At 61.6% G+C, this 23,180-nt stretch carries 25 protein-coding genes and 1 riboswitch; of the genes, 7 read left to right on the plus strand and 18 right to left on the minus strand.

What is annotated here, in order from left to right; translation table 11 throughout:
- Positions 1–32: 32 nt before the first annotated feature.
- Together AC1RNA_RS16095 and AC1RNA_RS16100 are read right to left on the minus strand one after the other, a co-directional pair.
- Positions 33–713 carry a YoaK family protein gene (locus tag AC1RNA_RS16095; protein WP_492951741.1) on the minus strand — a complete coding sequence of 227 codons (681 nt, stop codon included), beginning with the start codon at positions 711–713 and terminating at the stop codon, positions 33–35.
- A gap of 176 nt (positions 714–889) precedes the next feature.
- Positions 890–1,945 carry an alpha/beta fold hydrolase gene (locus tag AC1RNA_RS16100; RefSeq protein WP_492951742.1) on the minus strand — a complete coding sequence of 352 codons (1,056 nt, stop codon included), beginning with the start codon at positions 1,943–1,945 and terminating at the stop codon, positions 890–892.
- A 198-nt stretch (positions 1,946–2,143) separates the two neighbouring features.
- On the opposite strand from AC1RNA_RS16100, the gene AC1RNA_RS16105 reads away from it, so the two are divergent.
- Positions 2,144–2,551 (plus strand): DUF1801 domain-containing protein, encoded by a 408-nt coding sequence (locus AC1RNA_RS16105; protein ID WP_492951743.1) that lies wholly within the window; start codon positions 2,144–2,146, stop codon positions 2,549–2,551.
- 96 nt (positions 2,552–2,647) lie between these two features.
- On the opposite strand, the gene AC1RNA_RS16110 is transcribed toward AC1RNA_RS16105, so the two are convergent.
- The 10 genes from AC1RNA_RS16110 to thiO form a co-directional block, all read right to left on the minus strand.
- Positions 2,648–2,911 (minus strand): helix-turn-helix domain-containing protein, encoded by a 264-nt coding sequence (locus AC1RNA_RS16110; RefSeq protein WP_492951744.1) that lies wholly within the window; start codon positions 2,909–2,911, stop codon positions 2,648–2,650.
- A 351-nt stretch (positions 2,912–3,262) separates the two neighbouring features.
- On the minus strand, positions 3,263–3,463 hold the full coding sequence (locus AC1RNA_RS16115; RefSeq protein WP_009340303.1) for a hypothetical protein: 201 nt from the start codon (positions 3,461–3,463) through the stop codon (positions 3,263–3,265).
- A 15-nt stretch (positions 3,464–3,478) separates the two neighbouring features.
- Entirely contained in the window at positions 3,479–4,096 is a 618-nt protein-coding gene (locus tag AC1RNA_RS16120; protein WP_492951745.1) for a class I SAM-dependent methyltransferase, read from the minus strand.
- Positions 4,097–4,156: 60 nt separating this feature from the next.
- Positions 4,157–5,407: a glycosyltransferase family 2 protein gene (locus AC1RNA_RS16125; protein ID WP_492951746.1), complete on the minus strand. Its 1,251-nt coding sequence runs from the start codon at positions 5,405–5,407 to the stop codon at positions 4,157–4,159.
- Positions 5,400–5,957 (minus strand): dTDP-4-dehydrorhamnose 3,5-epimerase family protein, encoded by a 558-nt coding sequence (locus AC1RNA_RS16130; RefSeq protein WP_009340306.1) that lies wholly within the window; start codon positions 5,955–5,957, stop codon positions 5,400–5,402. Before AC1RNA_RS16130 ends, AC1RNA_RS16125 begins: the two co-directional genes overlap by 8 nt.
- Positions 5,958–6,168: 211 nt before the next feature.
- A complete protein-coding gene (gene thiC / locus AC1RNA_RS16135; RefSeq protein WP_009340307.1) occupies positions 6,169–8,097 on the minus strand; it encodes a phosphomethylpyrimidine synthase ThiC in 1,929 nt (642 codons plus the stop codon).
- A 141-nt stretch (positions 8,098–8,238) separates the two neighbouring features.
- On the minus strand, positions 8,239–8,847 hold the full coding sequence (locus AC1RNA_RS16140; protein ID WP_492951747.1) for a thiamine phosphate synthase: 609 nt from the start codon (positions 8,845–8,847) through the stop codon (positions 8,239–8,241).
- On the minus strand, positions 8,834–9,628 hold the full coding sequence (locus AC1RNA_RS16145) for a thiazole synthase (protein ID WP_492951748.1): 795 nt from the start codon (positions 9,626–9,628) through the stop codon (positions 8,834–8,836). Before AC1RNA_RS16145 ends, AC1RNA_RS16140 begins: the two co-directional genes overlap by 14 nt.
- A complete protein-coding gene (gene thiS, locus AC1RNA_RS16150) occupies positions 9,628–9,825 on the minus strand; it encodes a sulfur carrier protein ThiS (protein WP_009340310.1) in 198 nt (65 codons plus the stop codon). Before thiS ends, AC1RNA_RS16145 begins: the two co-directional genes overlap by 1 nt.
- Positions 9,816–10,880: a glycine oxidase ThiO gene (thiO, locus tag AC1RNA_RS16155; protein WP_492951749.1), complete on the minus strand. Its 1,065-nt coding sequence runs from the start codon at positions 10,878–10,880 to the stop codon at positions 9,816–9,818. The genes thiS and thiO overlap by 10 nt, the downstream gene beginning before the upstream one ends.
- Positions 10,868–10,978: riboswitch (TPP riboswitch) on the minus strand. It overlaps the preceding gene by 13 nt.
- An 892-nt stretch (positions 10,979–11,870) precedes the next feature.
- On the opposite strand from thiO, the gene AC1RNA_RS16160 reads away from it, so the two are divergent.
- Positions 11,871–12,077 carry a hypothetical protein gene (locus AC1RNA_RS16160; protein ID WP_009340312.1) on the plus strand — a complete coding sequence of 69 codons (207 nt, stop codon included), beginning with the start codon at positions 11,871–11,873 and terminating at the stop codon, positions 12,075–12,077.
- A 95-nt stretch (positions 12,078–12,172) separates the two neighbouring features.
- Here the strand turns inward: AC1RNA_RS16160 and AC1RNA_RS16165 are convergent, their stop codons facing one another.
- Positions 12,173–12,676 carry a DUF1993 domain-containing protein gene (locus AC1RNA_RS16165; protein WP_009340313.1) on the minus strand — a complete coding sequence of 168 codons (504 nt, stop codon included), beginning with the start codon at positions 12,674–12,676 and terminating at the stop codon, positions 12,173–12,175.
- Between the two features lie 132 nt (positions 12,677–12,808).
- A complete protein-coding gene (locus AC1RNA_RS16170) occupies positions 12,809–14,266 on the minus strand; it encodes a helix-turn-helix domain-containing protein (RefSeq protein WP_009340314.1) in 1,458 nt (485 codons plus the stop codon).
- A gap of 180 nt (positions 14,267–14,446) precedes the next feature.
- On the opposite strand from AC1RNA_RS16170, the gene AC1RNA_RS16175 reads away from it, so the two are divergent.
- The 3 genes from AC1RNA_RS16175 to AC1RNA_RS16185 all read left to right on the plus strand — a co-directional run bounded on the left by AC1RNA_RS16175 (position 14,447) and on the right by AC1RNA_RS16185 (position 17,094).
- Entirely contained in the window at positions 14,447–16,087 is a 1,641-nt protein-coding gene (locus AC1RNA_RS16175) for an isocitrate lyase (RefSeq protein ID WP_492951750.1), read from the plus strand.
- Between the two features lie 35 nt (positions 16,088–16,122).
- Complete coding sequence (locus tag AC1RNA_RS16180; protein WP_009340316.1) at positions 16,123–16,329, plus strand: DUF4170 domain-containing protein; 207 nt, start codon at positions 16,123–16,125, stop codon at positions 16,327–16,329.
- A gap of 195 nt (positions 16,330–16,524) precedes the next feature.
- Positions 16,525–17,094 (plus strand): hypothetical protein, encoded by a 570-nt coding sequence (locus AC1RNA_RS16185; protein WP_009340317.1) that lies wholly within the window; start codon positions 16,525–16,527, stop codon positions 17,092–17,094.
- Position 17,095: 1 nt separating this feature from the next.
- On the opposite strand, the gene AC1RNA_RS16190 is transcribed toward AC1RNA_RS16185, so the two are convergent.
- Together AC1RNA_RS16190 and mbfA are read right to left on the minus strand one after the other, a co-directional pair.
- Positions 17,096–17,992: a metallophosphoesterase family protein gene (locus AC1RNA_RS16190; protein ID WP_492951751.1), complete on the minus strand. Its 897-nt coding sequence runs from the start codon at positions 17,990–17,992 to the stop codon at positions 17,096–17,098.
- 1 nt (position 17,993) lies between these two features.
- Complete coding sequence (gene mbfA, locus AC1RNA_RS16195) at positions 17,994–18,950, minus strand: iron exporter MbfA (RefSeq protein WP_492951752.1); 957 nt, start codon at positions 18,948–18,950, stop codon at positions 17,994–17,996.
- A gap of 113 nt (positions 18,951–19,063) precedes the next feature.
- On the opposite strand from mbfA, the gene AC1RNA_RS16200 reads away from it, so the two are divergent.
- Together AC1RNA_RS16200 and AC1RNA_RS16205 are read left to right on the plus strand one after the other, a co-directional pair.
- Entirely contained in the window at positions 19,064–19,549 is a 486-nt protein-coding gene (locus AC1RNA_RS16200) for an NUDIX domain-containing protein (RefSeq protein ID WP_492951753.1), read from the plus strand.
- Positions 19,550–19,626: 77 nt separating this feature from the next.
- A complete protein-coding gene (locus AC1RNA_RS16205; protein WP_040298525.1) occupies positions 19,627–20,142 on the plus strand; it encodes a GNAT family N-acetyltransferase in 516 nt (171 codons plus the stop codon).
- Positions 20,143–20,198: 56 nt separating this feature from the next.
- Here AC1RNA_RS16205 and AC1RNA_RS16210 read toward each other — a convergent pair whose 3' ends face one another.
- A complete protein-coding gene (locus AC1RNA_RS16210; protein WP_492951754.1) occupies positions 20,199–22,613 on the minus strand; it encodes a TonB-dependent receptor in 2,415 nt (804 codons plus the stop codon).
- Positions 22,614–22,709: 96 nt separating this feature from the next.
- On the minus strand, positions 22,710–23,066 hold the full coding sequence (locus AC1RNA_RS16215) for a hypothetical protein (RefSeq protein ID WP_492951755.1): 357 nt from the start codon (positions 23,064–23,066) through the stop codon (positions 22,710–22,712).
- Positions 23,067–23,180 lie beyond the last annotated feature (114 nt).

The following is a 23,180-nucleotide window of genomic DNA, read 5'->3' on the forward strand; positions in this document are numbered from 1 at the left end:
CACCTTCAGGAGCGAACTTCTAAACCACCACACTAGCGGGACGATTGCAGATCGGTGGCGCACATGGCCACGATCACGGCCAGCAGCAGGCACCAGAAGCCGACATAGGAAAACAGCAGTGCCGAAATCGCGCAGCCGCAGGCGAAGGCTAAGATGGTGCAGCACAGCCGGCCAAGCCGCGCGCGGGTTGCGGCCCGCTGCTCGGGGTGGGCACGGGTGAGGAGGTCGACGGCATCCAGCGTCGCCTGCACGGTAGAGCCGGTCATCATGGTGGAGGGCGGCATGTCCGCGAGGTGGACGCGCTGCACGGCCGTCTGCATCGCCATTGCAGCAACGCCGGCAGCGCTGGTCCAGAGCGCGATTGAGGAGTCGCCGTCGGAAAACGGTCCGTGCCAGATCGCCATGACTGTAAAGGTGATAAGAAGCAGGATCTTGGTGACGAACAGAATCGGCATGGCCGGCCAATTTCGCCGGCGCATGGCGGTGCCTGCGAGACGGGCGAGCGCCACGATGACAACGAATTCCGGCAGCGCCAGCAGTTTGCCGATAAAGCCGTGACCGCCGCCGATGATCGCAGCTCCCATGGTCACGAAGTTGCCGGTGACATGGGCGACGAACAGCCCGTGCAGGCCGAGAAAGCCTGCGGTATCGACGACGCCGCCATTGAAGGCCAGCAGGATCGCGATGGTGAGCGGGTGGGTCAGATATTTCATGCGGCACCTGCTGGGGAATCAATCACTCCGAACTATGCCGGGCGGAATGATTCCGGCAAGGTGCCAGGCACAAGGAGCGGCTTTGTTTTCGGCTCCGGACGGCAAAAAGCCCCGGCAAGGACCGGGGCTTTGAGCGGGACTTTGAAAAAGTTCGTGGTACCGGAATCGATACCGCTCTACTTCGCCGTCGCGGCGATGAAGTCGGCCAGCTGCTGGCTGTAGAATTTCGCATTCGCCGTGGTCGAATGGCCACGTGTCTCGGTGCTGGCCGGGATGAGATAGATCTTTCCATTCTTCACGCGCTTCATCGCGGCTTCCGTCACGCCGGTCTCCGGCGGGTTGCGCTCGTCGTCGGCCGCGTTGATGAGCAGCACCGGCGCCACGATCTTGTCGAGTGCCGCGGACGGATTGAAGTCGTGCGACGCATCCCACTGATAAACGAAGTCGTTGGCGTCGGCGTGAAACGGCCCGTTGATGCGGGCGTCGTACATCTTGTCGGCCTTCTCGCCGGTGGGCGCGAGCGTCTGGTAGCCGAGCGTGCCGCCAGCCGAGGCGAGGCCAAATGCCGCCACCGCGTATTTGATCATCGGCGGCTGCGTCGTGTAGTTGCCGTTCATGTAGCCGGGATCGTTGCGGATCGTCTCCAGCATCGCGCGGCGCAGGAGCCAGTTGCGCGCCGCCATTTCGGTCGGCTGCGAGGCCATCGGCACCAGCGCATCTGCGAAGGTCGGGTATTTCTCGCCCCACAGCCAGGTCTGCATGCCGCCCATCGAATTTCCGATGATGAGGCGCAGGTGCTTCACGCCGAGTCCTTGCGTGACGAGCTGGTATTGCGCCTCCACCATGTCGTCATAGTCGTATTTCGGGAATGCGGTCTTCATGCCGTCGGACGGCTTCGACGATTTGCCATGACCGATGCCGTCCGGAATGATGATGAAATATTTGGTGGCGTCGAGCGGTTGGCCGGGGCCGAACAACTGGCCTGCAAAGGTCGGCGTCAGCATGGTCGCCGTGCTGCCGCCGGAGCCGTGCAGCACCAGCACCGGCTGGCCGGTAGGCTCGCCCACGGTCGCATAATGCAGCTTTAGCTCCGGCATGGTCTCGCCGGTGTGGAATTTGAAATTCCGGGCGATGAAGTCGCCTTGCTTCGGCGTGGGATAATCGGCGGCCTCGGCTGCGCCGAGTGAAAAGGAAGCTAAGGTCATCGCGACACAGGCATGGACTAATTTCATGTTGTTTTCTCCCCAGGGCGGCCGCTTGACGGGCCGCTCGGCGAGAAAGCTAACATGACACCAAAATCGCATGAGGTGAGATTTTTGTGAGAAGCAAGGGAATAAAATCGCCGGCTTGCTAAGATGATCTGCCAGATGGCCGCGTGTTGCAGATGGTTGTGGTATTGGGAATTCGAGACTGCGAAGCATGAGGGTTGCATGACTCCATCGGAGAAAATCGACGGGTTGATCGCGAGCATCACGGACTGGCGCGGTGAGACTTTTGCCGCTGTTCGCAAGACCATTCTCGCGGCTGACAAGGAGATCGTCGAGGAATGGAAGTGGATGGGTAGCCCGGTGTGGTCGCGCGACGGGATCATCGCGGTTGCCAACGCTCACAAAGGCAAAGTGAAGCTGACCTTCGATTACGGTGCGAGGCTTCCCGACCCGGACAAATTGTTCAACGCAGGCCTCGAAGGCAACCAGAGGCGGGCGATCGATTTTTTCGAAGGCGATAAGGTCAACTCACGTGCGCTGAAGGCGCTTGTGCGCGCGGCGATTGAGTTCAATCAGACTAAAAGGAAGAAAGCGCCGAAGGCTGCGAAGAGCGCTAAAAAGAAAACATAAAGCCGCGGAGCAGTTCTGATCCCCGGATCAGACCCGATGATCCGAACATTTTGATGAAGCGCGAACGCCAACGGATCGCATCAGCGTTCGTCAGCTTTAGCTATGAGCCGGCACCTCAATCCCGTCTGACGAATATTGTCTTATTTTGTTGCGCAGCGTTCGCACCGAGACGCCGAGAACACGCGCCGCGCGCGTGCGGTTGCCGCCACAGCGGACGAGGGTCTGCAAGACAAGCTCCCGCTCGATCTCTCCGACTGTCGATCCAATCAGAAACGGAACGACCTCATTCGGGGTCGTTGCCGGATTCAACGGCGGAAGTTCCAGCGCGTGGACAGATGAGTTTTGTGAATCTTGGGCCATCAGCATCTCCCGATCGATACCAATCCTCTCGGGTTGAGAGAACATTTGAACGGATAGCCCCCCAGTGATGCGAAGGGTCGGCGCGTATGGTTAACGAATTCCTAATTCCCGGCTAATCCCTTCATGGAACTGATGATTTTGACTTCGCCGAATTCGCTGCATTGCTGCCATCGTCTTGATAGCTCTCGACTTTTTCAAGCTGGTGTTTGTGCGAGAGTTATCATTCACGAGTTGTTACGTCGCGCTGCTGCGATCGCGCACACGATATAATTTCAAGTTTCATTCTGCTTGGCTGCGAACGCGATTCGGCGAAGACGTTCGCGCTGTGATTGTGTGCAACCGTATGTGCCGCTATTTCTTTTGCAAAAGCTGTTCGCGCAGTTTCATCAACCGGTCGAGTTCTTCGTTCTGTTCGGCGATCCGGTCGGCATTGCGTGCTTCGTCGGCGGCGCCGGACTCCGCGGCGGCCTGTTCGGTGATCTCGCGGATGTTGTCGCGTGCGATGGCGATGCGCTCATCGATTTCCTGAAGTGACAGCGGATTGTTGCTCATGGCGCTATCCTCGCTTCATGGTTTCCGGGCGGTCAGTCCGATCACGGCCGACATGCCGGAATGGCCGGGGCCTTCCTGCAGTTCGCGTTCTTCCTCAACGATGCGGACGTCATCGTAATCGCCGAACGCGCGCTCCAGCAGGTCGCGCGTATAAAGCTGCGCGACATTCTTCGGCCCGCCGGTGGCGTAATCAAGTTGCTTCGGCGTATAGCCCTGCAGAATCAGGAGCCCGCCGCGCTTGAGTGCGCGCCGCATGCCGGCCCATTTCTTCGGGCGCTTCTCGGGCGTGCTGAACTGGGTGAAGATTTCCGCGACGACGTCGAACGCTTCATCGGGGTAGGGCCACTCGTGCGCATCGGCCTCGACGAAGTTGACGGTGACATTATTCTCGGCCGCGAGCTTGCGTCCCTTGGCTTGCGCTGACGGCGAGAAGTCGGTCGAGGTCACGTCGAGGCCCTGCATTGCGAGCCAGACGCCGTTCCGTCCTTCGCCGTCGGCAACCGCGAGGGCCCTTCCCGTGCGCGGGAGCAACGGTTTGCAGTGCACCAGAAACTCGTTCGGCTCCTTGCCGAAGCGATAGTCCGGCGAGGCAAAACGGGCCTCCCAATGATCGAGGTCTGGGTTCTGTGACATGTCTTGAATTACAGCACTCTTTGCGCCGGCAGTCACCTGGAGCTCCGAACGGGCCGCTGTTCAGAAAATGGGGTCCAGTACAATGTTCGCTATGGCGATCCCAACCGGGCGATCGTCCTTGCCTTTGTGGAGCGAGGAAAGAGGAACTGTCGGTTTATCCAGAGTCAACACTGTGTAATCATCAGCCTTCAGGGGAATCTCTGCCCTGATGCGCGATTTGCCGAACAAGCCTTTCCTGATGCGGGATTCGACGCGACGATCTTCGACATACATCGTCAATTCGGACAAATTCTTTGTAAGCGCTTCAAGTGTAATGTGCGCGCGCTGACCGGTGTAGGGGATCAGAATCTTCGGTCTTGGATTTGGGCCGGACCAACGAAATTCGGGGCGTTTATGCGCGAAACCCTGCCAGTCGAGGGCGCGAGCTTCGTGTGTTTGCCGGATGATGGTGCGTTTGTTCAATGGCGACAATGGTGGCCTCGAGAGGCCCTTGTTCTGCCGGTTTGTCTCGAACACGACCCCGGGCTTGTATGTTTTTTCGTAGTCCGTTGAGTCCGTCAGCATGAACGTATTGGCCTCCATTGCTGTTTTCACGATTTCCGCAGGCTCCGGCGCTGTCCCGTTGATGAGCGCGGCCAGCATATCGCGCTGCTCGTCGCTGCTGACCCGCAGGTAAGACAGATAGCGGTGGCCTGCGGCGAACTTGTGTACGGTGATGACGCCGGTGGAGATGAATCTCATTCCGGCCTTGAGAGCTCGCTGCATGAAATCGTAATCAACCGATTTTGCAATCGAACGCGGATCCTGCCACGGGCCAATTCGCTCCGTCACGTCGCGCCGATGGGCGATAGAGCTGGGCGGGAAAAAATATCCGGCTATGTTATCGGACTCTTTGAACAAGCCATGGACATAATAGATGCCAGTTCCGGGCGGCGTATGATACACGCAGCCGGAGACGGCAAAGTCGGCGCTCTTGTCGTGAAGACTGGCTGCGCGAATTCTGGACAGGTGATCCCGCGTCCAGATGTCGTCGTGGCCGAGATAGGCGATCCATTCGCCACGGGCGATGCGAATTCCCTCGTTATTGGGAAAGCTCTGGCTCCCCATATTCTGCGGCAGATTGTGCCAGGTGATCCGCCTGTCGGAAAATGACCGCACGACGGATTCAGTTTCGTCCTTGCAGCCGTCACCGACGACAAGGAGTTCGAAGTCATCAAAGTCCTGGCGCAGCACGGCCTCGACCGTCGGAGCGATATGCAGGCCGCGGCCATACGTCGCCAGAACGATCGAGAAAGCCGGTTTGTCAGTCATTGAAACTGAACGGAATGCGCGGGTCGCTTGCGGAGATCCGTGACTTGTCCGGATTTTTAGGATCATAGATGTTGGTCGGCAGATTGACGAATGTCGAATCTTCGTCGCCGATATTCTTCACGCCGTGAACGACGTAAGGCGGAATCCGGAGCATAGCCGGGCGGTCCTTGCCGAACGTCAGAACCGAGAGTTTTTTGAAGGTCGGACTCTTCTCCCGGATGTCGTACAGGGCGACCTGAAAGCAGCCCTGGGTATAAGCAAGCCGGTCATGCTGACGGCGGTGATAGACCCATGCGCGCACCGACCCGGCTTTTGCCTCGACAAGATAAACATGGACGATGGGCTCGATGATGTTGTCGCGAGTCGTCAAAAGTTCGATCAAGCTTCCGCGGTTATCCGTGCGGCGTGCAAGAGGCGTGATCGTCACGCCCTCGATCAGGTCATCGGCGATTTCAGAATGCGCAGGCGTCAATTGCAGAGGAGCGTCGTCTTTGAAATCGTCCGGCTTAAGATAAGTGCCGGAATGATCCGAATCTTTGGAGCCGTTCATGTTCAAATGATCCGCAATGCAAGGAAACAACAATATACCAGCACGGTGTCAGCAAAGGAAAGGACTGCTGGCATCGTACCGTGTTCGTTGCAGAAAGCTTTGGAAAGGTTCAATCCCGGCCGTGTTTTAATGCCACTTTCTTCATCAGATATAAAAACGGCGCCGGAAATTCCGGCGCCGTCAAAGGCTTGGTGATGGATAAGAAAGCCGCTTACAGAGCCTTGTTGCTCTCCTTGACGGCTTCGGCCTCGACATAGACCTGATTGCCCATGGCTTTGAACTTCTCGCTCATCTGCGCCATGCCGTCCTCGATCACGCCTGACATCGACAGGCCGACGCCGGGAAGCGCCTTGCCCTCGGGATAGAGCGCGGCCTTCTCGTTGTCGCCCAAGGTGGCGGCATAGTCGCGCACGTCCTGCGTGATCTTCATCGAGCAGAACTTCGGGCCGCACATCGAGCAGAAGTGGGCGACCTTGTGTGCTTCCTTCGGCAGCGTCTCATCGTGATAGGCGACCGCCGTTTCAGGATCGAGGCCGAGGTTGAACTGATCCTCCCAGCGGAAGTCGAAGCGCGCGCGCGACAGGGCGTCGTCGCGCAGTTGCGCCGCCGGGTGGCCCTTGGCGAGGTCGGAGGCATGCGCCGAGATCTTGTAGGTGATGACACCCACCTTCACGTCGTCGCGGTTCGGCAGGCCGAGATGCTCCTTCGGCGTCACGTAACAGAGCATCGCGCAACCGAACCAGCCGATCATCGCCGCACCGATGCCGGAGGTGATATGATCGTAACCCGGTGCGATGTCCGTGGTCAGCGGCCCAAGCGTGTAGAACGGCGCTTCGCCGCACTCCTTGAGCTGTTTGTCCATATTGATCTTGATCTTGTGCAGCGGCACGTGACCGGGGCCTTCGATCATGACCTGGCAGCCCTTCTTCCACGCGATCTGCGTGAGTTCGCCGAGCGTCTCGAGTTCGGCGAACTGCGCGCGGTCGTTGGCGTCGGCGATCGAGCCCGGACGCAGTCCGTCGCCGAGCGAGAACGACACGTCGTACTTGCGCATCAGGTCGCAGATTTCCTCGAAGTGGGTGTAGAGGAAGCTCTCCTTGTGGTGCGCGAGGCACCACTTCGCCATGATCGAGCCGCCGCGCGAGACGATGCCGGTGACGCGGTTGGCGGTGAGGTGGATGTAGGGCAGGCGCACGCCGGCGTGGATGGTGAAGTAATCGACGCCCTGTTCGCACTGCTCCACCAGCGTGTCGCGGTAAAGCTCCCAGGTCAGCTTGACCGGATCGCCGTCACACTTTTCCAGCGCCTGATAGATCGGCACGGTGCCGATCGGAATCGGCGCGTTGCGCAGGATCCATTCGCGGGTGGTGTGAATGTTGCGGCCGGTGGACAGATCCATCACGGTGTCGGCGCCCCAGCGGATCGCCCACACCATCTTGTCCACTTCCTCCTCGACAGACGAGGTGACGGCGGAGTTGCCGATGTTGGCGTTGATCTTGGTGAGGAAGTTGCGGCCGATGATCATCGGCTCGAGTTCGGCGTGGTTGATGTTGCAGGGGATGATGGCGCGGCCGCGCGCGATCTCGCTGCGCACGAATTCCGGGGTGATGAACAGCGGCACTTCGGCGCCGAACGATTCACCGTCGGCGCGGGCGGCTTCCGCGCGCTCAAGCTGCTGCTTGCGGCCGAGGTTCTCGCGCTCGGCGACGTAGATCATCTCCTTGGTGATGATGCCGGCGCGCGCGAATTCGAGCTGGGTGATCGGCGCATCGCCGACACCGCGCACCGGCTTGTGGTGCGCCTTGAAGGCAGCCGCGGCGTGCTTGGCGCCGACATTGCCGTTGTCTTCCGGCTTGATCTCGCGGCCTTGATATTCCTCGATGCCGCCGCGCTCCTTCACCCAGGCCATGCGGGTGCGGGGCAAACCGGCGTTGACGTCGATCAGCACGTTCGGGTCGGTGTAGGGGCCGGAGGTATCGTACACCGGCAGGTTCGGCTCGCCCGCGCCTTCGGAGAGAATGATCTCGCGCAGCGGCACGCGCAGGTCGGGCGCCGCGTCGGGCGTCGAGAAAATCTTGCGCGACGACGGCAGGGGACCGGTGGTGACGGCAGCTTTGATATCGGTGATAGGCTTGTTCATGGCATCCTCCTTGAGGGTTTTGTCGGTGTCATTCCGGGCGGTTCGCGAAGCGAACCGATCCGGAATCTAGAAGTGGAAAACTGTTGAGCGGGATTCCGGGTTTGCTCGCTTTGCTCGCGCTCCGGAATAACGAAATTTCCATCACGCCACCTCCATCGCGGTATCGAGCCAGGCGCGCACGCGCGCATCCGGATCGGCGTTCTGGGTGACATCGCTGACGACAGCGATGGAATCCGCGCCGGCCGCAAAAATCTCGGCGGCGTGTTCGAGCTTGATGCCACCGATCGCGACCAGCGGCAGGCCGCCGATCATCTGTTTCCAGCGGGTGATGCGCTCGATGCCCTGCGGCTTAAAGCGCATCGACTTCAGTGTGGTGAAGAAGATCGGGCCGAGCGCGACATAATCCGGATCGGCGGCAAGCGCGTTGGCGAGTTCTTCCTCGTCATGAGTGGAAACGCCGAGCGTCAGCCCCGCCTTGCGGATCGCCGCGAGATCGGCATCCACGAGATCTTCCTGGCCGAGATGCAGATGCTGCGCGCCGTTGTCGATGGCCGCGCGCCAGTAGTCGTTGACCACGAGCTTGGTCGCGGTGCCGCGAACGGAAGCGAGCGCGTCGCGCACCAGCGCGTTCGCCTTGGTATCGTCGAGATCCTTGGCGCGCAGTTGCACGGTGCCGACGCCAAGCTTCGCCAGCCGCGCAACCCATGCGACCGTGTCGACGACAGGATAGAAGCGATCAGGATACGGCATGCCAGAACGGTGTCCCAACGACAGGGGTGGAAGGTGAGGCGAGGTCGCGGGCTTCCATCAGGCCAGCTTCGTAACCGGCGCGGCCCGCTTCGATCGCCAGACGGAAAGCGTTCGCCATCTCGACAGGACGCTCTGCTTTCGCGACCGCGGTGTTGAGCAATACGGCGTCGAAGCCGAGTTCAAGCGCCTGCGCGGCGTGGCTCGGCGCGCCGATGCCGGCATCGACCACGAGCGTAATGTCCGGCAGGCGGGCGCGCAGCAGTTTGAGGGAATCGCGATTGGTGATGCCGCGCGCGCTGCCGATCGGCGCCGCCCATGGCATCACCACGCGGCAACCGGCATCGACGAGGCGCTGCGCCACCGAGAGATCCTCGGTGCAATAAGGGAACACCTGGAAGCCGTCCTTGACGAGAATCTCCGCCGCCTCGACAAGGCCGACCACGTCGGGCTGCAGCGTTTCGTTGTCGGCGATCACCTCGAGCTTGATCCATGAGGTGTTGAACAGTTCGCGTGCAAGCTTCGCGGTGGTGACGGCTTCGCGCACGCTTTTGCAGCCCGCGGTGTTCGGCAGTACGGTGACGCCGAGTTCGCGGATCAGCGACCAGAACGCATCGCCGGTCTTGCCGCCCGCCATCTCGCGACGGATTGAGACGGTGACGATCTGGCTTTTCGAGGCGCGGATCGCATCCTGCATGATCTTCGGCGACGGATACAGCGCCGTACCGATCAGAAGCCGCGAAGAGAATTCCTTGTCGTAGAATTTGACAGTGCTTTTCACCATTACCCCCCCTGCCGTGGCGTGAGGATTTCAACCAGATCGTTGTCGTTCAGTGGCGTCTCGCCCCAGCGCGCGCGGGGCACCACGTCGTAGTTCAGCGCGACCGCGACATGCGTGCCTTCATATTCAAGCTCGCTCAGCAGATCGGCGACACGGGTCGCCTTGATCTCGCGGCGCTCGCCGTTGACGGTCACGAACATTGCATCACCTCGTTGTCGATCAGGCCGCGTGTGACGTAATTCACCGTCAGCTCCGCAAGCGCGGGCGCCAGCAGGAAGCCGTGGCGGTACAGCCCGTTGACGTTGATCCGATTGCCGTAGATGGCGATGCGCGGAAGATTGTCAGGCAGGGCCGGGCGCAGGCCCGCACCCATTTCGATAATGCGCGCTTCGCCGAAAGCCGGGTGCAGCGCATAAGCGGCCGACAGCAGTTCGAGTGCGGAGCGCACGCTGACGCGATTGTCCTCGCTCTCGATCGACGTCGCGCCGATCATGAAGCGATGATCTTCGCGCGGGATGACGTAAAGCGGCCAACGCGGATGCATCACGCGCACGGGGCGCGATAGCGACACCTCATCGGTTTCGACAATAATCATCTCGCCCTTAACGCCGCGCACGTCCTTGACGGCGTCGCGCGCGAAGATGCCGCGGCAGTCGATCACAAGGCCGCCGTCGCTCGCGAGTTTGTCGGGCTCGCATTCGCTGTTGAAGCGGATTTCGCCGCCGGCCTTGGCGATTTTCTCGTGCAGTTGAGGCAGCACACGGCGCGGCTCAACGTGGCCTTCATGCGGAAAGAACAGCGCCTCGCGGAAGCGGCCTTCGAGCGAAGGCTCGAGCTTGTCGATGGCGGCAGCATCGAGCCGTTCATAGTCGCTGGTGATGCGCGCGAAATGATCGAAATCGGCGCGGTCGCGCGGATGCGCCACGACCAGCGAGCCGTTGAACGGCGTGTCGGGCAGTTCGGTGCGCCACAGGTCGAGCGAGCGGGTGCCGAGCCGGGTGATGACGGGTTCGGACGTTTCCTGTTCGCACCACGGTGCCAGCATGCCGCCGGCGAAATGGCTGGTGGCGTGCGTCATCGCCGCGTTATCGCGCTCAATTACTTTGACGCTATAGCCCGCCTTGGCGAACGACAGCGCCTGCCATGCACCGGCGACGCCTGCGCCAACGATGGTGATGCGGCGGCCTGCGCCCTGCGTATTGGCCGCGTCTTTAATGTGATGAGTTGCGTCCGACGACGCTGAGTTCTGAAACATCCCTGTCCCTTCGCCGGCATGACCCGGATCAGGTTCAAAGGGTCACCGCACCATCGCGGTATCTCAGCTCCTGTGACGGAGCCCCCCTCGGAACAGTACTAACGATAGGCCCCGTGCCCTGGAGGGTCAATACTTTAGATGTAATCTATCTGCGGAATTTACCCGCACTGTTGGCTATCGTTGAGGTTGTGGAACCGCCTTTCGCGCGTGGTGGTTTTGCGTCAGCATTCCCGAATCCGATGTCGCATATCCGCAATTGCATTTCGCGCCAGCAAGATTCCGGATTTCGGATGGATCGATCTGGAATGGCCGCTCGCGAATTTTACCATTTCGGATTTTTGAATCATCGTGCAGGTCTGCGTCGGTGCCTTGCCGATTGCATGACGAACGATTCGTGGCCGACACGCCGAACATGTTTGCGCTGAAGCGGTCGATCCGTCTTGAACAAGAAAAACGATGTCGATGCGGCGTGGCTGACATCCAATACGCCAGCGGTGCGGCTGCCAGATCATCTTTTGGTTGAATATGAATTTATGCCGATGGTCGCGCCGTGATGCATGTGCGCAGCGCAGCAGCAACGAAAACTGACTCGCGGCGTTGAAGTTATTCCATTTATGAAAGTCTGGTTCCGCAATTTCTGTCGCGGCGCAGCGTTTATTCTCACGCGCGGCTGCAACGCAGCATATGCAGTGCTAATTTTGATGGTGCGTCACTTCGTTGTTCGCGATGTCGTGAAATCGTTATATGCTCATGGCACGAAGCAACCGAAAGGCAGCCTTTCATCATGCTGATCCTGATAACGATGACTTCGAATGCCAAACACCCCTCTGCGAATGGTTGCTCGTCTCGGAGCGCTGTATCGCCGCGCCAAGTTCGTGATGCGGGCTGTGCGATGACGGCTGCGTGTCAACGCACATTTCTCTGAAACCTTTTCAGTCATCTTGCGTTAGTGCGCCATCAGGGGGCCGGAGTGATCCGGACAGAGACGAAATGTCAGACACTTATATTATCGAAGTGAGTTCCGAGCCGGCGGGGATCGTGGTGAGGGACAAAGCGGGATTCCGTTTCTTCGCAGCCAACCATCGCTTCAATCCACTGGAAGGCCGTCTGTTTCGCAGCGCGCGCGAAGCCGAACGCGTGGCACGGGAATTGTTGAGCGGCAAGACCAAGCCCGAAGCTGCCACCGCGATCGCCTGAAGGCCTGCGTGCCTGAGGAAATCATCCGGCGTGCGGAATGAAAAAGACCGGCGGAATACGCCGGTCTTTTGATTCCTGTTTGTAGCGGGCGGTATTCAGTTCGCGCCGAGGAAATCCAGCTTGCCCAACGCAACGCCGTTGTGGCGCAGGATGTTGTAGGCGGTCGTGCAATGAAACAGGAAGTTCGGCAGCGCGACGTGGTTGAAGAATTTCTGCCCCGGCAGCGTCTTGGTGGTGTCCTTGCCGGTCGCGAACGTCACGTCGCGCACGTCGCCGCCTTCGTATTTCGCCGCCGGGATGGACTTGATCCCTTCGATGGTCCTGGCGATGCGCTGCTGCAATTGCTCGAACGTGGTTTCGGTGTCGGGCGTGGAAGGTACTTCCGTGCCGGCGAGCCGGGCGCAGGCCTTGCCGGAAAAATCACAGGCCAACTGGATCTGGCGCGTCAGCGGATACATGTTCGGGTAGAGCCGCGCATTGAGCAGCACCTCGGGCGCGATGCCTTGCTCCTTTGCATAGGCCTCGCCCTTGGCGAGCACTTTCGAGAGGGCGATCAGCGAATGGGTGAACAGCGGGGCGGTACCATCGTAAAACGACATGGGAAGCCTTTCAGAAAATCGTGCGGTGAAACAGTGGGCCGGATGTAGTGCGCCCGCAGGCGCACACAAGGCACGCTCACGTGATTGCGAGACGCAATTTCCAGCCATAGAGCCCGCGATGATTCTCCCGGCTCACATGTCTCTCGCGCTGGAGAACGCGAACGACGACACGCGCCGCGTGGTCTCGTCGAGGATGAGCGTCCGCGTCAGCGGCGGCTCGGCGCGCTGGCTGCAATTTTCCCGCTCGCACAGCCGGCAGTTGACGCCGATCGGCGTGCCCTCGGCGCGGTCGAGGTCGAGGCCTGCTGTGTAGACGAGCTTCGAGGCGTGGCGGATTTCGCAGCCGAGCCCGATGGCGAAGCGTGGCTGCACATGCGGCCACGGCACGGCGGGGCGGCGCAGCGTCTGCGCGATCGAGAAATAGCGGCTGCCGTCCGGCAGTTCGATGATCTGCTGTAAGAGGCGGTCCGGCGTGTCGAAGGTGGAATGCACGTTCCAGAGCGGGCAGGTGCCGCCGAATTTCGAAAACGGAAACGTGCCGGAGGAGAACCGCTTCGAGACGTTGCCCGCATTGTCTACCCGCAGCAGGAAGAACGGCACGCCGCGCGCGTTCGGCCGTTGCAGCGTGGTCAGGCGATGGCAGACCTGCTCGAAGCCCGCGTTGAAGCGCCGCGTCAGAACGTGCAGGTCGTAACCCAGTGTTTCGGCCGCGCTCAGGAACGGCTGGTAGGGCATCATCACCGCCGCCGCGTAATAATTCGCGAGCGTGATGCGGTAGAGCTTGCGCGTGGTGTCGTCGAGCGGCCCGGCGCGGTTGATGATGGATTCGAACTGTGCGTTCGCCTCGGAGAGGCTCAACTGCATCGCGAGCTGGAAGGTGCGCCCGGCGCTGTCGACGAGCTCGGAGATCAGCACCTGGCGGCGGTGGCGGTCCCAGCGCCGCAACGTCTCGCGCATCACGTCCACCGGCATGATCCGCACCGTGGTCGAATGCTTTTCGCGCAGCCGGTTGATGAGTGCCGTGCGCAGGCCCTGCGGATCGGTGTCGATCTCGTCGCGCAGCGTCTCGGCAGCGGTTTCAAGTTCGGGGAAATAGTTGCGGTTGGCCTCGATCAGGTCGCGCACGCGCTCGATCGGGTTGGCCTCGTAATCATGGCCACCCCCCTTGTCGCGGTCGGCGAACTGCGCCGCGACCAGCGTCTCGCCGCGCCGCGCTTCGGTATATGCGGCGTAGACGCGTTGCAGCGCGTGGGTGACGCCGGGGCAAAGCTCGGCGAGGTCGCGCAGTTCCTGTTTCGGCAGGTCGATCTGGCGGAACAGGGGATCGGAAAAGATTTCGTTCAGTTCGGCGAAGAAGCGGTCCTCGTCGGAGGTCGCGAGGTCGCGCAGGTCGAGGTCGTAGGTTTCGGCGAGGCGCAGCAGCATCTGCGCGGTCACCGGGCGCTGGTTGCGCTCGATCAGGTTGATGTAGCTCGGGGAGAGGCCAAGGCCTTCTGCGATCTGGGTTTGCGACAGGTTGAGCTGTTTGCGCAGGCGGCGGAAGCGCGGCCCGACGAAAAGTTTCCTGCCCGTTTCGGTCGGGGTGCGCATGTCCGGCTCCTCTGCACTCGTCCCAATTGTTACAAGATTTACAAGTTAACCGGTAAGAACTTGTAAAACTCGCACAACCCATCACGAACGAGTTTCTGTATATCTAGACGATATTCGATCTATCGCGTTGGATGCAAGGGCTCTCTTTGGCAATGCGATGTAACAATTGTAGGTAATCAAATGAACTATCAGACGCGCAATATCACCGATTACGCAATCCCGGGCCCGTCGTCTTATCAAAGCGAGATCAAGGCGGCTGAGGCCTTGCTGAAGGACAAGCCCACCTGGAACGGCGTCACGGCGGAAGCCATTGCCCGCATGCGTCTGCAGAACCGGTTCAAGACGGGTCTCGATGTCGCGCGCTACACGGCGGCCCTGATGCGCGCGGACATGGCCGCGTACGACGCGGACCCCACCAAATACACCCAGTCGCTCGGCTGCTGGCATGGCTTCGTCGCGCAGCAGAAGCTGATCTCGATCAAGAAGCATTTCGGCGGGAGGACCGACCGTCGCTATCTGTACCTGTCGGGCTGGATGATCGCGGCATTGCGTTCGGAATTCGGCCCGCTGCCGGATCAGTCGATGCACGAGAAGACCTCGGTGCCCGCGCTGATCGAAGAGCTCTACACCTTCCTGCGTCAGGCCGACTCGCGCGAACTCAATGACATCTTCCGTGAACTCGATGCCGCGCGTAAGGCCGGCGACAAGAGTCGGGAGACGGCGGCGATCGCGAAGATCGACGACTTCCAGACCCATGTCGTGCCGGTTATTGCCGACATCGACGCCGGCTTCGGCAACGCGGAGGCGACCTACCTGCTCGCCAAGAAGATGATCGAGGCAGGCGCCTGCGCATTGCAGATCGAGAATCAGGTCTCGGACGAGAAGCAGTGCGGCCATCAGGACGGCAAGGTGACGGTGCCGCACGAGGTGTTCCTCGCCAAGATCCGTGCCTGCCGCCACGCGTTCCTCGAACTCGGCGTGGAGGACGGCATCATCGTCACCCGCACCGACTCGCTTGGCGCCGGTCTCACCCAGCAGATCGCGGTCAGCCACAAGCCGGGCGATCTCGGTGATCAGTACAACAGCTTCCTCGATTGCGAGGAAGTCGATGCCACCAAGATCGGTAATGGCGACGTCATCATCAGCCGCAACGGCAAGCTGATGCGCCCGAAGCGGCTGGCGAGCAACCTGTATCAGTTCCGTCCGGGCACGGGCGCGGACCGCTGCGTGCTGGATTGCATCACCTCGCTGCAGAACGGCGCCGATCTTTTGTGGATCGAAACCGAGAGGCCGAATATCGCGCAGGTCGCGAGCATGGTGGATCGTATCCGCGAGGTGATCCCGAACGCGAAGCTCGCCTACAATAACTCGCCGTCGTTCAACTGGACGCTGAACTTCCGCTGGCAGGTGTTCGACGAGTGGAAGGAAGCGGGCAAGGACGTCAGCAAGTACAACCGCGCCGAGTTGATGAAGGCGGAATACGACGATACGCCGCTGGCGATCGAAGCCGATCAGTTGATCCGCACCTTCCAGATGGATTCGGCGAAGCGGGCCGGTGTCTTCCACCACCTCATCACGCTGCCGACCTATCACACGGAGGCTCTGATGATGAACAATCTCGCCAAGGATTATTTCGGCGATCAGGGCATGCTCGGCTACGTGAAAAACGTTCAGCGCGCGGAAATCCGCCAGGGCGTCGCATGCGTCAAGCACCAGAACATGGCCGGCTCCGATATCGGCGACGACCACAAGGGATACTTCGCCGGTGAAGCGGCCCTCAAGGCGGGCGGCGTTCACAACACCATGAACCAGTTCTCATGATTGAATCGACTTCAAGCTAACCAACGGAGGCTCAGATGAGTGGCAGCAATTTTTGGGTGATCGGCGGCGAGTTCGGTTCGATGAACTTCCACAAGCTCGTCCAGGGCTCGGCTCAGGTGCAGGGCCCGTTCAAGACCCGCAAGGAAGCCGAAGATGCCTGGCGCGTGGTTTCGGAAGAAAATCGGCATCGCGGCAGCGTGCGCTTTTCCATCGTCGAGGAGCCGCTGCGCGAGAGCGCGTAACCTTCTTTCCCAGGGTGAGGCGCAATTCTGCGTCGAACTCGTACTGGCCCCGCCCCTTAAAAGGCGGGGTTTTTTTCTTGGGAGTGGGGGGACGGAAGCCCGGAGAGCCTTTCATCCCAGGACGGCTTTCCAAGGCTGTAGCGGGCGGTTTTGGTTACTGCTAGGTTAATCCCTCGGGTATAAGAGGGTGACCGCATGGCGGATCAGGGTCTCGACGGAGCGGCAAGGAATCCCGGGGTCGGGAGCCTGCGCGCTGCGCTGCACAAGGCACGAATCGAGGCGGCGGACCGCACCGGCGTCGTGGTCGATCTGCGCGATGCCGAGGCCGCAAGGCTCGAAATCCTCAACGAGGCGCTCGATCAGCTCTTTACTGAGATCCCGCCAGGCGTCGATCTGTTCGATCGCGGCATCAGCCAGGGCGACACCCCGCGCCTATGGATCGATTCCATCGCCCATGTCGCGATGGGGCGTGACAAGCGGATTTACCGTTTCGTGCAGGACACCCGATTCGGCCGCACCGTGCTCGCCGAATCGCATGACGTGCCGGTGATGGTCGATGCCATCACCGATTACATCGCGCGCCGGATCATCGAACGCGACCGCGCGCTGGTGTCGGCCCTGCCCGCAGAGATCGTGGCACCGGTCCGAAGCACGGTTGTCGTGGCGAAACCTGCCAGCAGGTTCTGGCCGTTCGTGCTCGGCGTCGTCATCGGCATGGCGGGGCTGTTCGGCATCGCGCTGATCGCGGCGCTGCGGAGCATGTGAGTCAGGCGAGCCGTTCGTTTTTCAATTCCACAACGCCATCGGTCGTGCCGCCGAAGCCCCGCACGCGGCGGCTGATATTCCATGTGCCGTCGTCTTTGCGCGTAATCGAAATCAACTGATAGGCTGCCGGCTGATGGTGCCCGCCGAATGAAGCCGACGCGGACGGCACGCCGATCGAGGCGAAGCGGCCGCGCTGGCCTTGAAGCCAGACGGTAGCATGGCGATGGTCGTGGCCGTGCAGCACAAGATCAACGCCGTGGCGTGTGAGGATATCGATCAGCGCGGGCGCGTCGGTGAGGCGCGCGCTCCATCGTCCGCGCGCTGAACGCAGCGGGTGATGGACGAGAACGACGCGGCACAGCGGCTCGTTTTTCAGTTTTATCAGCAATGAATCCAGCGCCGCGAGCTGCGCGCGGCCGATCCGTCCCGTCGCCATGAACGGCGCGCTCGGCACCGCCGTGGTCAGGCCGATCAGCGCGAGCGGACCGCGGCGGCGCAGATACGGAAAGCCAACTTCCGTCGCATCGTCGCCGCGCATGTAGTCCGCCCATGACAGGGCAAACTGGCCGCGTGCCACACGCGCATAGGCATCGTGATTGCCCGGTACCAGCGAGACATCATGCACCGAGCCGATACTCTCCAGCCATGCGCGTGCCTGCGTGAATTCGGCAGGCAGCGCGACATTGACGAGATCGCCCGTCACCGCGATGTGGTCAGGATTCTGCGCGTGAAGATCGGCCACGAGCTGCGCCAGCACATCGCGTCGATGAATCATGTGGCGGCGGCGCTTCCAGTTCGCGTAACCGATCGCGCGCTTGCCGAGCAGCTCGGTGAGCCGCGCCGGTGGCATCGGCCCGAGATGCGGATCAGAGAGATGGGCGAGGGTGAAACTGTTCACGTCAGGCGCTTCCGATCAGGATGCCGGCGAGGAACACAAGTGTGCCGCCGACTGCGATCTGGAATGTAGCCTGTAGCCATGGCGTGTCCATGAAGCGATGGCGGACCCACGAAATCAGCGCCAGCTCGATCACCACGACGATCACCGCAAGCGTGGTCGCAATGGTGAAGTCGGGAATGAGGTAGGGCAGCGTGTGGCCGAGGCCGCCGAGCGTGGTCATCAGGCCGCAGACCGTGCCGCGAATCCACGGCGAGCCGCGCCCGGTCAATGCTCCGTCGTCCGACAGCGCCTCGGCGAAGCCCATCGAGATGCCGGCACCGACCGAGGCTGCGAGGCCGACCAGAAACGTCGCGAACGGCTGGTGGGTGGCGAAGGCGGCGGCGAACAGAGGCGCCAGCGTCGAGACCGAACCGTCCATTAGTCCGACCAGACCCGGCTGGACATATTGCAGCAGGAAGGCGCGTCGTTGGGTCTCCGCCTCGGTGGCAATCGCTTCGGGGGTGAGATGCTGCTCGGCCAGTTCCTCGGCGCGTGCCTCGTGGCGGTCTTCCTCCTGGGCGAGACTAAGCAGCAGCGCGCGGATGGATTCATCGCGCGCGACGGCGGCTGCCTTGCGGTAGAATTCCGCCGCTTCGGTCTCCATCTGGGCGGCATAGTTGCGCACCACGCCGAGGCCGAGCGGGCGCATCAGCCACAATGGCTTGCGCCTGATGAAGCCGGAGACGTCCTCCCGCCGCACCAGCGGCAGATGCTCCCCGAACTTCTCCCGATAGAGTTGAAACAGGCGATCCCGGTGGCCGGTTTCTTCCTTGGCCATGTCCGAAAAGATCGCCGCGGAGGCGGGAAACTGTTCGGCGAGGGCGTCGGCGAATCCGTGGTAGATACGGCTATCGTCCTCTTCATTGGAGATGGCGAGCGCCAGCATCTCGCGCTCCGTCAGATCCGCAAATTTCTTCATCGCAAGGGCATCCCTGAGCCGGACAATGGGAACCGTTGTGACAAGCAGGCTGCCGGGGCGCAAGCCGCAAGACGTAAAGGTTGCCAGATGATCTCCAGTCTCGGGGCCGCCCGATGAACCTCCAGTCGCTGCGGCTGACATGCGAGCCGGTCATCCGCCGCGTGTTTCATGTCTATGCGCGGTTCGCGCGCGGCATGACTCTCGGCACCCGCGCTGTGGTGCTCGATGGCAAGGGGCACGTCTTTCTGGTCAAGCACAGCTATGTCGCCGGGTGGCATCTGCCGGGTGGCGGTGTCGAGACGGGGGAGACAATTCCCGACTCGCTGCGGCGCGAACTTCACGAGGAGGGCGGCATTGAGCTGACCGGCGAGCCGCGCCTGCATGGCATTTTTTTCAACCGTCATGTCTCGCGCCGCGATCATGTCGCAGTCTATGTCGTGCGCGATTTCCGCCAGGAGCGGATGCCGGCGCCGAACCATGAGATCGTCGCCTGCGGTTTCTTCGATCCGGCCGATCTGCCGCCCGATACGACCCGGGGCACGCGGTCAAGGATTGCCGAGGTGCTCGAACAACGGCCGATTCCAGCGGATTGGAGTTAACCGGAGAAGGTCAAGCTGCCTCCGATAGAAAACTGTCCGATGGACCGGCGGCGCGGCAAATGCTATTCGCGCGGGCGATGACCGATCTCTCCCTGACCATCCTGTCCGAGACACCGAACGACGCCCAGGCGATCGAGCGGCTGCACCAGCGCACCTTCGGCCCCGGCCGCTTCGTCCTCAGCGCCTATCGGCTGCGTGAGCATGTTGACCATCTGCTCGATCTGTCGTTCACCGCGCGCATTGGCACGCTGCTGGTCGGCTCGGTGCGGCAATTACCGATCTGCGTCGGCGAGACGCCCGCGCTGCTGCTCGGGCCTTTGACCGTGGAGCCGCCATTCCGGGGGCGCGGCATCGGGCGCGCGCTGATGGATCATGCGCTGAACCAGGCGAAGGCGAAGGGCCATCGTCTCGTGGTGCTGGTCGGGGATGAACCCTATTACGGCCGCATGGGCTTCAAGCGGATTCCGAACGGCGTCACCGCCATGCCCGGGCCGGTAGACCCGGCGCGGCTTCTCGTGCGCGAGCTGGCGGACGGCGCTTTTGACGGCGTATCCGGCGCGATCCGCCCGGATTGGAATTACGTCCGGGCCTGATCTTCGCGATGATTATTTTTTCCCTCTCCCCGCAAGCGGGGAGAGGGAAGGACAGATCAATATTTGATGTTCGCGAACAACCGCACGCCAAGGCCGGGCAGTAGCACCTCATCCTTGGTGTAGGACACCGCGTTGCGGATGTCCTCGTTCAGCAGATTGTCGCCGACGATGCCGACGCGAATTTCCTGCGCGCCCCACCAGTCCGTCTTGGCGAGCTTGGTGGTGTAGCTCAGTTCCGCCTTCAGGCGGTTGTAACCCGGCGTCGATGTCTCGATGCCGCCGATGTCGTTCTGCGCGAAGGCGTGGAGGAGATTGACGCGCGCGAGCCAGTTGGCATCACGATAATAAACGCCACCGCCGAGCCGTTGCGGCGGAATGCGCGGCACGTTGCTGCCGTCGTCGAAGGTCGCGCGGACAATGTCGTATTGTCCCTCGACGCCGAACTGGCCGAACCACAGCGGCATCACGTCGTACTGGAACTGGAATTCCGCGCCTCGGAAGTGGGCGTCGCGCTGCGAGTAGATCGCCTGATTGAGTTCGAGGCTGTTGTTGGCAACGCACGCAGTGCCGTCGCAAGTGTTGCCGGTGAGGTTGCGGTAGATGAAGCCGTCGAAGTGCGTGTCGTAGCCGGTCAGTTCAAAACGGAACGGGCCGGTGTTCTTGCGCAGGCCGATCTCGACCGATTTCGCGGTTTCGATCTTCAAATTTGGATTGCCGATGTCGAACGTCACGGTGGCATCATGTCCGCCGCGCGAGAACAGTTCGGCGGGCTTCGGCGCGCGCTCGGTGTATTGCCCGGTGAGGCTGGCGACGAGGCCATAAGGCAGGTTTTGAATCAACCCGACGCTGCCGCTCGCGGGGTTGAAGTTGAGATTGCGCGAAACCGCGGGGCCGATCGCCGACGTGTCGTTGAACAATTCAGGTATGAAGGAGGGCGACGAGCCGGACAGGTTGACGTGCTCGATGCGTCCCGCGATCTGTGCCTTGGTGGTGTTGCTGAAGGCGAATTCGTTGAACGAATAGCCCGCGACGCGGGTGTTACTGTTCGGGTCCCACAGTCCGTTGAACGGACTACCGATGTCGTCCGGGCTCGGCGCGGTCAGCTCTTGATGCGAAGCCTGTATGCCGAGTGCCGACGTCATCGCCGCGAATTTCACGTCCACCGGCGCGAACTGCACCTCCATGCGGCCTTCCTGCTCCTTGTTGGTGAAGGTCTGGCGCACGCCGTCGGTGCCATTGTCGTCGTTGAGGCCCAACTCGTTGTGTTTGTAGTCGGTCGCGCCGACCCAGAAGCGGATTGCCTCGATGGCAGCCGCGTCGGGGCGATACTCGCCCTTGGCGGTGAACTTGGTCTGCTTGGCGTCGATGCGGGTGTTGTGCTCCTCGCCGTCGATGCCAGGGATATGATAGAGCGAATTGTTCTGCTGGATCGCAGCGCCGATGTAGCCGCCGGTGAAGAAGTAGGTGCCGCCGACCGATCCGCCGTAGGAATGCGTGCCGGAATTCGCCTGTGTGCCGTTGAAGGGCCGCGCCGGATCGAACCGGTACGGCGAATTCGGAATGCCGTAGCTATCGGTTTTGCGATCGAAGCCGTCGGCATGGATCGCAAAATTGTTGCTCGCAGCATCCATCAGCACCGCGCCTTCGCGGCCATTATCGATGCTGGAATAGCCGGTGCGGGTTTCGAAATTGCTGCAATAGCCGGAGCTTGAGGGCGCTTTCACGTCGTAGCCCCAGGTCTGCGCGGGGGTCACCGGATTGCACGGCAGCGCATCGGGAATGCGGTTGTTGGTGGCGCTGACGACGCCGCCGATGGCGGTCGAGCCGTAGCGCAGCGTCGCGGGTCCGCGGATCACCTCGATCTGGTTGGTGGTGAGCGGATCGATCGGCACGAAATGATCTTCGCCGAGATCGGATGCGCCGTTGCTGCCGATGCCGTTCTCGACAATGCCGACGCGGTTCATGTCGAGGCCGCGAATGATCGGGCGGCTCGATGCGCCCGGCGCGAACGACGAGCCGGTGATGCCGGGCTTGTCGTTCAGAAGATCGCCGAAAGTCTGCGCGCCGCTGTGGCGGATTTCCTCGTTCGGCACCACGGTGACGGTCGCGAACTGGTCGGTGACGATCGGCAGCGTACCCTGTGACGGTGCGGGCGCCGGTGTGGTCTGTGCGACGGCAGGCGCGTCCGGTTTTTCTTTCGGCTTGCTGTGATTGCGCGCTGGACCGCTGCCATGTCTTGCCGCGATGACGGGGCGATGCCTGTGATGATCGATGGGGCTTGGCGCATGCACCATGATTTCCGGGAGGACCGTGCTGCCGGAAGCAGGAGCGGGCGTGGAAGCAGGCGCGGGCACCGGAGCCGGGGTGGCTGCAGGCGGCGTGGCCTGCTGCGCGTGGACGGACGGACTGAACACGGCAAGCGCAATTGCCGAAGCGCTGGCGAGCGAAGCGCGGAGAAGGGAACGGGACATTGTACGTTTGATCCTGACGCCGCAGGTTGCTCAGGGTGAGCAGCCGCGGATTGAACGGAGAGCCGGCCATTGGAGCGAATGGCCGAGACGGACGGTTCAGATCAGGAGGAGGGGCGGCCCGCGCGAATGAAATGCAGCCGTGCGGAGGCGTGGGGCATCCGTGGAGAGAGAGCTTGCGAAATCGATTGCCGCGAAGCGGACGGGCAGCGGCAGCACGGGCGCGACCGCATGCAGGCCGTTTGCCGCCATCGCCGTGGTGACGCAGATCGAACAGATCGCATCGGCATCATGATGGCCCGGGGTGCCGTCGGCGGAAGAATTGGTGGTGATCTGGGTACGGTCCGCCGACCAGGCAGCGACGTGGGTGTGGCCGAACGACAGCCCGATCTGCATCGCCAGCGCGAATAGCGCCAGCAACGACAGCCGTTTGGCTTTCGACCGCAACCACTCCATTGGACGTCAATTCCCCATGCCGGGGCTGAGGCCACCGGATGTTACAATGTAACATTGGAAGCTCCGGGGATGTCAATCCACCCCGGGAATACTGTCGTCAGAGCGCGGCGGAGT

It is taken from the genome of Afipia sp. GW821-FHT14H12 (assembly GCF_058803465.1).

Excerpts from the sequence above, each read along its gene's own strand:
- AC1RNA_RS16095 (WP_492951741.1), bottom strand. The coding sequence starts at position 713 with ATGAAATATCTGACCCACCCGCTCACCATCGCGATCCTGCTGGCCTTC.
- AC1RNA_RS16100 (WP_492951742.1), bottom strand. The coding sequence starts at position 1,945 with ATGAAATTAGTCCATGCCTGTGTCGCGATGACCTTAGCTTCCTTTTCA.
- AC1RNA_RS16105 (WP_492951743.1), top strand. The coding sequence starts at position 2,144 with ATGACTCCATCGGAGAAAATCGACGGGTTGATCGCGAGCATCACGGAC.
- AC1RNA_RS16110 (WP_492951744.1), bottom strand. The coding sequence starts at position 2,911 with ATGGCCCAAGATTCACAAAACTCATCTGTCCACGCGCTGGAACTTCCG.
- AC1RNA_RS16115 (WP_009340303.1), bottom strand. The coding sequence starts at position 3,463 with ATGAGCAACAATCCGCTGTCACTTCAGGAAATCGATGAGCGCATCGCC.
- AC1RNA_RS16120 (WP_492951745.1), bottom strand. The coding sequence starts at position 4,096 with ATGTCACAGAACCCAGACCTCGATCATTGGGAGGCCCGTTTTGCCTCG.
- AC1RNA_RS16125 (WP_492951746.1), bottom strand. The coding sequence starts at position 5,407 with ATGACTGACAAACCGGCTTTCTCGATCGTTCTGGCGACGTATGGCCGC.
- AC1RNA_RS16130 (WP_009340306.1), bottom strand. The coding sequence starts at position 5,957 with ATGAACGGCTCCAAAGATTCGGATCATTCCGGCACTTATCTTAAGCCG.
- thiC (WP_009340307.1), bottom strand. The coding sequence starts at position 8,097 with ATGAACAAGCCTATCACCGATATCAAAGCTGCCGTCACCACCGGTCCC.
- AC1RNA_RS16140 (WP_492951747.1), bottom strand. The coding sequence starts at position 8,847 with ATGCCGTATCCTGATCGCTTCTATCCTGTCGTCGACACGGTCGCATGG.
- AC1RNA_RS16145 (WP_492951748.1), bottom strand. The coding sequence starts at position 9,628 with ATGGTGAAAAGCACTGTCAAATTCTACGACAAGGAATTCTCTTCGCGG.
- thiS (WP_009340310.1), bottom strand. The coding sequence starts at position 9,825 with ATGTTCGTGACCGTCAACGGCGAGCGCCGCGAGATCAAGGCGACCCGT.
- thiO (WP_492951749.1), bottom strand. The coding sequence starts at position 10,880 with ATGTTTCAGAACTCAGCGTCGTCGGACGCAACTCATCACATTAAAGAC.
- AC1RNA_RS16160 (WP_009340312.1), top strand. The coding sequence starts at position 11,871 with ATGTCAGACACTTATATTATCGAAGTGAGTTCCGAGCCGGCGGGGATC.
- AC1RNA_RS16165 (WP_009340313.1), bottom strand. The coding sequence starts at position 12,676 with ATGTCGTTTTACGATGGTACCGCCCCGCTGTTCACCCATTCGCTGATC.
- AC1RNA_RS16170 (WP_009340314.1), bottom strand. The coding sequence starts at position 14,266 with ATGCGCACCCCGACCGAAACGGGCAGGAAACTTTTCGTCGGGCCGCGC.
- AC1RNA_RS16175 (WP_492951750.1), top strand. The coding sequence starts at position 14,447 with ATGAACTATCAGACGCGCAATATCACCGATTACGCAATCCCGGGCCCG.
- AC1RNA_RS16180 (WP_009340316.1), top strand. The coding sequence starts at position 16,123 with ATGAGTGGCAGCAATTTTTGGGTGATCGGCGGCGAGTTCGGTTCGATG.
- AC1RNA_RS16185 (WP_009340317.1), top strand. The coding sequence starts at position 16,525 with ATGGCGGATCAGGGTCTCGACGGAGCGGCAAGGAATCCCGGGGTCGGG.
- mbfA (WP_492951752.1), bottom strand. The coding sequence starts at position 18,950 with ATGAAGAAATTTGCGGATCTGACGGAGCGCGAGATGCTGGCGCTCGCC.
- AC1RNA_RS16200 (WP_492951753.1), top strand. The coding sequence starts at position 19,064 with ATGAACCTCCAGTCGCTGCGGCTGACATGCGAGCCGGTCATCCGCCGC.
- AC1RNA_RS16205 (WP_040298525.1), top strand. The coding sequence starts at position 19,627 with ATGACCGATCTCTCCCTGACCATCCTGTCCGAGACACCGAACGACGCC.
- AC1RNA_RS16210 (WP_492951754.1), bottom strand. The coding sequence starts at position 22,613 with ATGTCCCGTTCCCTTCTCCGCGCTTCGCTCGCCAGCGCTTCGGCAATT.
- AC1RNA_RS16215 (WP_492951755.1), bottom strand. The coding sequence starts at position 23,066 with ATGGAGTGGTTGCGGTCGAAAGCCAAACGGCTGTCGTTGCTGGCGCTA.